Here is a 5,439-nt window from a genome sequence, read left to right as displayed (position 1 = left end):
GCTGACAAAATAGAAATCATCAGTTTTCCGCTATCTTTGGAACTGTCTATTCCGTCCTCAACACATATTAGATTAACTCCGTAGTCTTGCATTTTTTGAAGTGAAGAAAGGACGTCGGCTGCATTTCTACCAAAACGGGAAAGTTTGAATACTAAAACGAAAGATACTCCGTCAATATTGTTTTCTATATCTTCCAACATTTGTACAAATTCAGGACGTCCGTTTATGCTTTTTCCTGATTTACCTTCGTCGCTGTACTCTCTAACAATCGTCCAGTTTTGATATTCCGCATACTTTATCAATTTTTCTTTTTGAGCGTCCAAGCTATATCCGTCAACCTGCATACTCGTAGATACTCTGGTATAAATGTAACACTTTGTCCTTTTATTCATCAACTTCACTCCTTTTTATCGTTTGGCTTTTTTTCGGCGGGCTCTACTTTCTCCGCATATTTTTCTATAAGTTTTGCCAGTACATTGACAAATCTTTCTATTTCTACATACTCGATTTTCTCACGAATATATATACCTTCACTGATTTTTCTCTTTTTTATTCTGTGCACTAATACCTCCTTATTTTTCGATTAACTAATTTAGTATCAGCGCACTTTTTATCGCTAATACTATTATAGCATATTTATTATAAAAAATCAAACTATTGTGGCGACTTTTGCTTGACTTTTCCGCAACTTTTTTGTAAACTACTCTTAGGTGATGAAAATGAGCGATTTTTCGATAAGAGAACATATTAAAATTTTTTTGAATCAATGGCAAAAGGATAATGCCGTAAGCGACCACGCTTTTGCAAATGCCGTAGGCGTTAGCTCCGCGTCCGTTCGCAGGTGGAAACTTGGTAAATGTATTCCCGATATAGATTTACTTCCAAAAGTATGTGATTTTATGAACGTATCAATTTTGGATTTTATGGGATTAAACGAGACAACTTGTTTATCCCAAAAGCAGATACAGATATTGACAAAATATAAAAATGATAAAGCATTTCATAACCTTATTGACAAATATATATCCGATACTGAATTTCAATCCGCACTTGATACCTTTATTAAACTTATGAAATAAAGCGTCTTTCCCAAAAAATTTGGAAAGGACGCTTTTCCTTTTCTATCAAACTAAATCAATTTTGCCCCTCTCCTTTATAATCCTAAAATTTGCATTATGATTGTAGCGGCGTTTACGTACCACCGTTCATCTTCGGTATAGTCAAGATCGGTGTCTTGCGTACTATCCCTTTTGTAGTTGATTTTATACAAGAAATTGTGCGTTATCAGTTCGCCTTCCAGATTTTGAATAGTTCTACGGCAAGGAATATCTTTTTCCTTGAAACAATAAACGATAAAACATAAAATTTCCAATCGCTCTTTTCTGTTTAATTCGTAAGAATCAACAATTTTTACGGATTCATTATCGAATATAATTTTCGTATTTTTGCCCGACGTATGTTTATATGTAATCTCGTTTTTTTGTTGTATCGTAAGTTCTAAAACCTTGCTTGTCCGTTCCGTTTATCATAACGATATTTACGATAAAATTCACAAGAGAAAAACAAACGATAAGCACAATTCCTATGTTGATAAAAATTCTTTTGTTTGCGGCTTATACCTATTCCATTTCACAATTAGGCTTCTTGGTGTAAGTGCCTATATTTGATATTAGCGGATTGATTTTTGCGATATACAGCGAAAAGCCGTCTATACTCCTTGCACTTCGTTCTATCAAAAGTTCTTCGGGCAGCTTGTCTATGCTGTTGAAGTCTAATTTTTGTTTGCCTTCTTCGTCCGTAACGACGTGATTTTTTATAATTTCTTCGGCGTTGTCGCCTGTTATAGTAAGTCTGTTTTTTACCCAATTCGGCAATGTCTCCCTCCTACATTTCGCTTTGCTTAGAACGAATATCAACGAGCGTTACGTATTCATTGATGATTTTTAATGCGTCCTCATAACTTTCGGAATGATTAACTCTATCCCAAAGCTCGTTATAATCGTTTATCCGTTGTTGCTTTTGAAGTACGCTTCGGACTTGACCGAGAATAGCAAAAATATTTCCGCTTTGTCCTCTGGAATCGTACTTTACCTGTTGTTTCTTTCTGTTCGTCATATTTACTCCATTTCCTGTTGTCTTATTTGTTCCTGAAGCAATCTTTCCACTTCTTCCTCTTTGGCGTTTTCGGCTACGTCGTAAACCTCGCCACAGTTACAAGAAATAAGCTGACGTCCGCAAACGGGACAGCGTTCAATATCGCAACCGGGTAAATGTTGTTCACCGAATTTAACTCCGCAATCTCCGCATACTGCGTTCTGTTCGCCGGCGTACCAATCGCCCGTATCGCCCATTTTTACGGGATTATATAATTTTCCGTTTATAAGTAATTTTCCCAATATATCACTCCATTTCGTTGTTTTTATTTTTGCCTTCGCCTTGCAATCTGTCAAACAGATATACACAGCCGATAGGACTTTGATTTTTGAAATAACGTAAAGCCGTTTCGTAATCCTCGCCGTCGTCGTAAAGCATTGTCTTTGTCGTTTCCGCTTCGGCGGTTTGAATAGTACACCCGAACGACTTAAAATCCCCTTTGAAGAAAAACATATACGTAGATAGTCCTATTACGTTTTCCTTGTCAAAGTATCTTTGTATTTCCTTGAACTCTGCGAAGTCGTGAAGTTCGCCGAGTCTTTTTGCGTTAGTAAGATATTCGTAAACTTCTTCGGCGTCGTACTGCGTCAAAATGCTTTGCAAATATCCTATTGCCTGTTCCTTCGGCAAGGTAAGTATTTCATCTGTAAAATCGTTAAGGTTAGGCGTTAGATCGTCGTATAGTTCCTTTACTCTGTGTTCTGCATATTCGCCTTGCTTTTCTTGCGGCTCAACGATAATTTTTATTCCGTCGTATTCATACACGTTATCGTAATTCGGGATAGGTCTTTCGTGGCGCGTAAAGAAGATAGGATAATCCGCTTTTAATTTCTTGTATAATTCTTCTTTTACGATATCCTCTTGTTTGACTTCCCGATTTTCGCAATCTTCGCACGTCTTTTTATAGCGCACACGGCTCATGGTCTTTTTATCAATCATGTTATATCCGATGTCGTTCTGTTTGATGCTGTTGTGCAACGTAACGGGAATATACACCAACCCGAAACTGATACTGCCCTTATAACTGTATGCCATGATAACAGTATGGGCAGAAATAAAAATAAAAAAGCGACTATTGTTGAATAGCCGCCTTTTTTATAATATAGTCAGATAACTTCAAAATATCGCAAAGTATCTTTTATCGCAATTACCATTTTTTCAGTCGGATGCGCTCTCGGTCTTTTTAATTCTTCTACCGCATTAGGGGCATCGTACATCGGCAAACCCAAATCGCGTTTCACTTCCGCAATATATGCTGTGTGAACCTTGAAGCCGTAATTCTTTTCGATATGATCCTGTATCATTTTGTAGGTTACTTTCTCTTTGGGCTTACGGGCTTCTGCGCGTTCCTTTATCTTTTTTAAGGATACCTTTCCTTCATCTTCGCCAAATTCAATTTCTACGTCGATATGACTTGTAGATTTTTTGGAAAGCATTACCAACGTCTCGACGTGCTTGGTCTGAGGGAACATATCGAAAGGCTGAATCCACTCTATCGTGTAAAATCCGTTTAAACCCGCTTCATTTTCGATCTGCGGCGTTTTTTCCTCTTTCTCGGATAAGGTATCGAGCGACGAACATTCGTTTGTTTTAGACGCGTTTAAAGCCGCGTACTCGGAATTCTTGATCAGCTCGCCGTCCTTTTCGACGAGGCTGCCCGTCAAAAGGCCGAGATCACGCGCCAAAGTAGCGGGGTTGCAGCTGATGATCGCAATTTTGGAAATTCCCGATTCTAAAATCGCCCTGACGACGATGCGCGCGATTCCCGCCCGCGGCGGATCGAGAATCAAACGAATCTCCTCCCCCTGCTCTTTTTCCAAAACGCCCTGCAACTTTTCCTCCACGTATCCGCAGATATTCGTCATATTGGAAAGTCCGTTTTTTTCTTTGAGGGCGTCGGCGCATTTCACCGCCTCCGCCTCTAATTCGATGCCATAGGCGCGCTTGCAGGATTTCGCCAGCATCGCCGTCAGAAGCCCGCCGCCCGAGTAGGCGTCCACAACCACTTCGTCCCCCGTGGAAACGACGGCTTTCAGCGCCGCTTCGTACAGTTTCGCCCGCACGTTCTCGTTCACCTGTAAAAAGGTGACGGGTCCCGCCTCGTAACGGATTCCCTGCTCTTCCGCCTCGAAATATCCCGGTCCGTGTTCGAGAATGAACTGTTCCCCGAATACGACGTTCGTATCCTTCGCGTTGATATTCAGATAAAAGGTGAACGTCCTGAAAACGGTATACAAAAGTTCGATGAGATATTGAAGGTTCGGCAAATTTTCGGTGACGGACACGAGCGTGACGATGAATTTTCCGCCGATCTCCCGCACGACGATATGCCTTAAACTTCCCGTGCCCGCTTCCTCGTCGTATCCCTTCACCGCGCATTCCTTCATATAGCGATGGAGCACGGCGATGAGCTTTTCCGCCCATTCGGGATGAATGACGCAGGTGGAAACGGGAATGATCCTATGGCTTCGTTCCGCGTAAAATCCGATGACGTTATTGCCCTCTTTATCCACTCCGACGGGCATTTGCAATTTGTTGCGATAGCCGTAGGGCAGATCGCTCTTGATTGCGGCAGGGACGCAAAGGCGAATCCCCGCGATCTTGCGCAGGGCGTCCTTGACGACGTTCCCTTTAAAGCGCAGCTGGGAACGATAGGCGAGATGTTGCAGCTGACATCCCCCGCAGCGGGTGAAGACGGGGCACTTTTCGCGCACCCGTTCCTCCGCGGGCGTGAGCACTTCCTCGATTTTTCCGTACCCGATTTTGTCCTTGACTTTGAGCACGCGAAATCTGATTTTTTCGCCCGGCAAACAATAAGGCACGAAAAAAGTGACTCCTTCGTGCCTGACAATCCCTTCGCCGTTACTGCCCAATGCGTCCGTTACGGCACAAATCATTTGATTTTTTTCCGGCATAAATCCTCTTTTCCGACCTCCTCATTATTTTGCTTGCGTCCGCGGCGCTCTCCCCGAAACGATTTTCTCCCTTCTGCCGCGGACTTTCCCCTTTTATATATCGGCGCTTTTCTCTCCCCCGCCTTTGAACGCCGAGAAAGAATGCTTTTTTGAATGCCAACGCCTTTTTACGGAAATTTTTAGTGCTTTCCGCCTTACCGAACGACGCGGGCATTTTCCCAAACTCCGCTCCCTGCGCGAAAATTTACTGCCCTTTTCGACGTTTGCGACAGGCGCTCTTTTAAAGCTCTTTTGCCGCTTTGCAGGGGATAAAAAATCACTTTTTTATAATCCTTTGCACCAAGCTGTTGACGGCGACCTGACACTTGGA

Annotated in this window: 6 protein-coding genes; 1 reads left to right on the top strand and 5 read right to left on the bottom strand. The window is 42.2% G+C overall.

Annotation, left to right across the window (positions count from 1 at the left end; all coding sequences use genetic code 11):
• On the bottom strand, nucleotides 1–344 hold a 344-nt coding region (locus Q5866_RS20705), incomplete at its 3' end, for a recombinase family protein (RefSeq protein WP_303182273.1).
• 369 nt (nucleotides 345–713) lie between these two features.
• Here Q5866_RS20705 and Q5866_RS20700 point away from each other — a divergent pair.
• On the top strand, nucleotides 714–1,079 hold the full coding sequence (locus tag Q5866_RS20700) for a helix-turn-helix transcriptional regulator (protein ID WP_303182271.1): 366 nt from the start codon (nucleotides 714–716) through the stop codon (nucleotides 1,077–1,079).
• Nucleotides 1,080–1,884: 805 nt separating this feature from the next.
• Here the strand turns inward: Q5866_RS20700 and Q5866_RS20695 are convergent.
• The 4 genes from Q5866_RS20695 to rlmD all read right to left on the bottom strand — a co-directional run bounded on the left by Q5866_RS20695 (nucleotide 1,885) and on the right by rlmD (nucleotide 5,051).
• Nucleotides 1,885–2,115 (bottom strand): hypothetical protein, encoded by a 231-nt coding sequence (locus Q5866_RS20695; RefSeq protein WP_303182269.1) that lies wholly within the window; start codon nucleotides 2,113–2,115, stop codon nucleotides 1,885–1,887.
• Nucleotides 2,116–2,117: 2 nt separating this feature from the next.
• Nucleotides 2,118–2,351, bottom strand: a complete 234-nt coding sequence (locus Q5866_RS20690) for a hypothetical protein (protein WP_303182267.1) — start codon at nucleotides 2,349–2,351, stop codon at nucleotides 2,118–2,120.
• Between the two features lie 49 nt (nucleotides 2,352–2,400).
• Entirely contained in the window at nucleotides 2,401–3,189 is a 789-nt protein-coding gene (locus Q5866_RS20685) for a Ku protein (RefSeq protein ID WP_303182265.1), read from the bottom strand.
• Between the two features lie 71 nt (nucleotides 3,190–3,260).
• A complete protein-coding gene (rlmD, locus tag Q5866_RS20680) occupies nucleotides 3,261–5,051 on the bottom strand; it encodes a 23S rRNA (uracil(1939)-C(5))-methyltransferase RlmD (RefSeq protein WP_303182275.1) in 1,791 nt (596 codons plus the stop codon).
• Between the last annotated feature and the right edge of the window lie 388 nt (nucleotides 5,052–5,439).

The organism is uncultured Butyricimonas sp., assembly GCF_959596855.1.
Lineage (GTDB): Bacteria > Bacteroidota > Bacteroidia > Bacteroidales > Marinifilaceae > Butyricimonas > Butyricimonas muris.
This window is presented reverse-complemented; position numbering and strand designations above follow the sequence as displayed.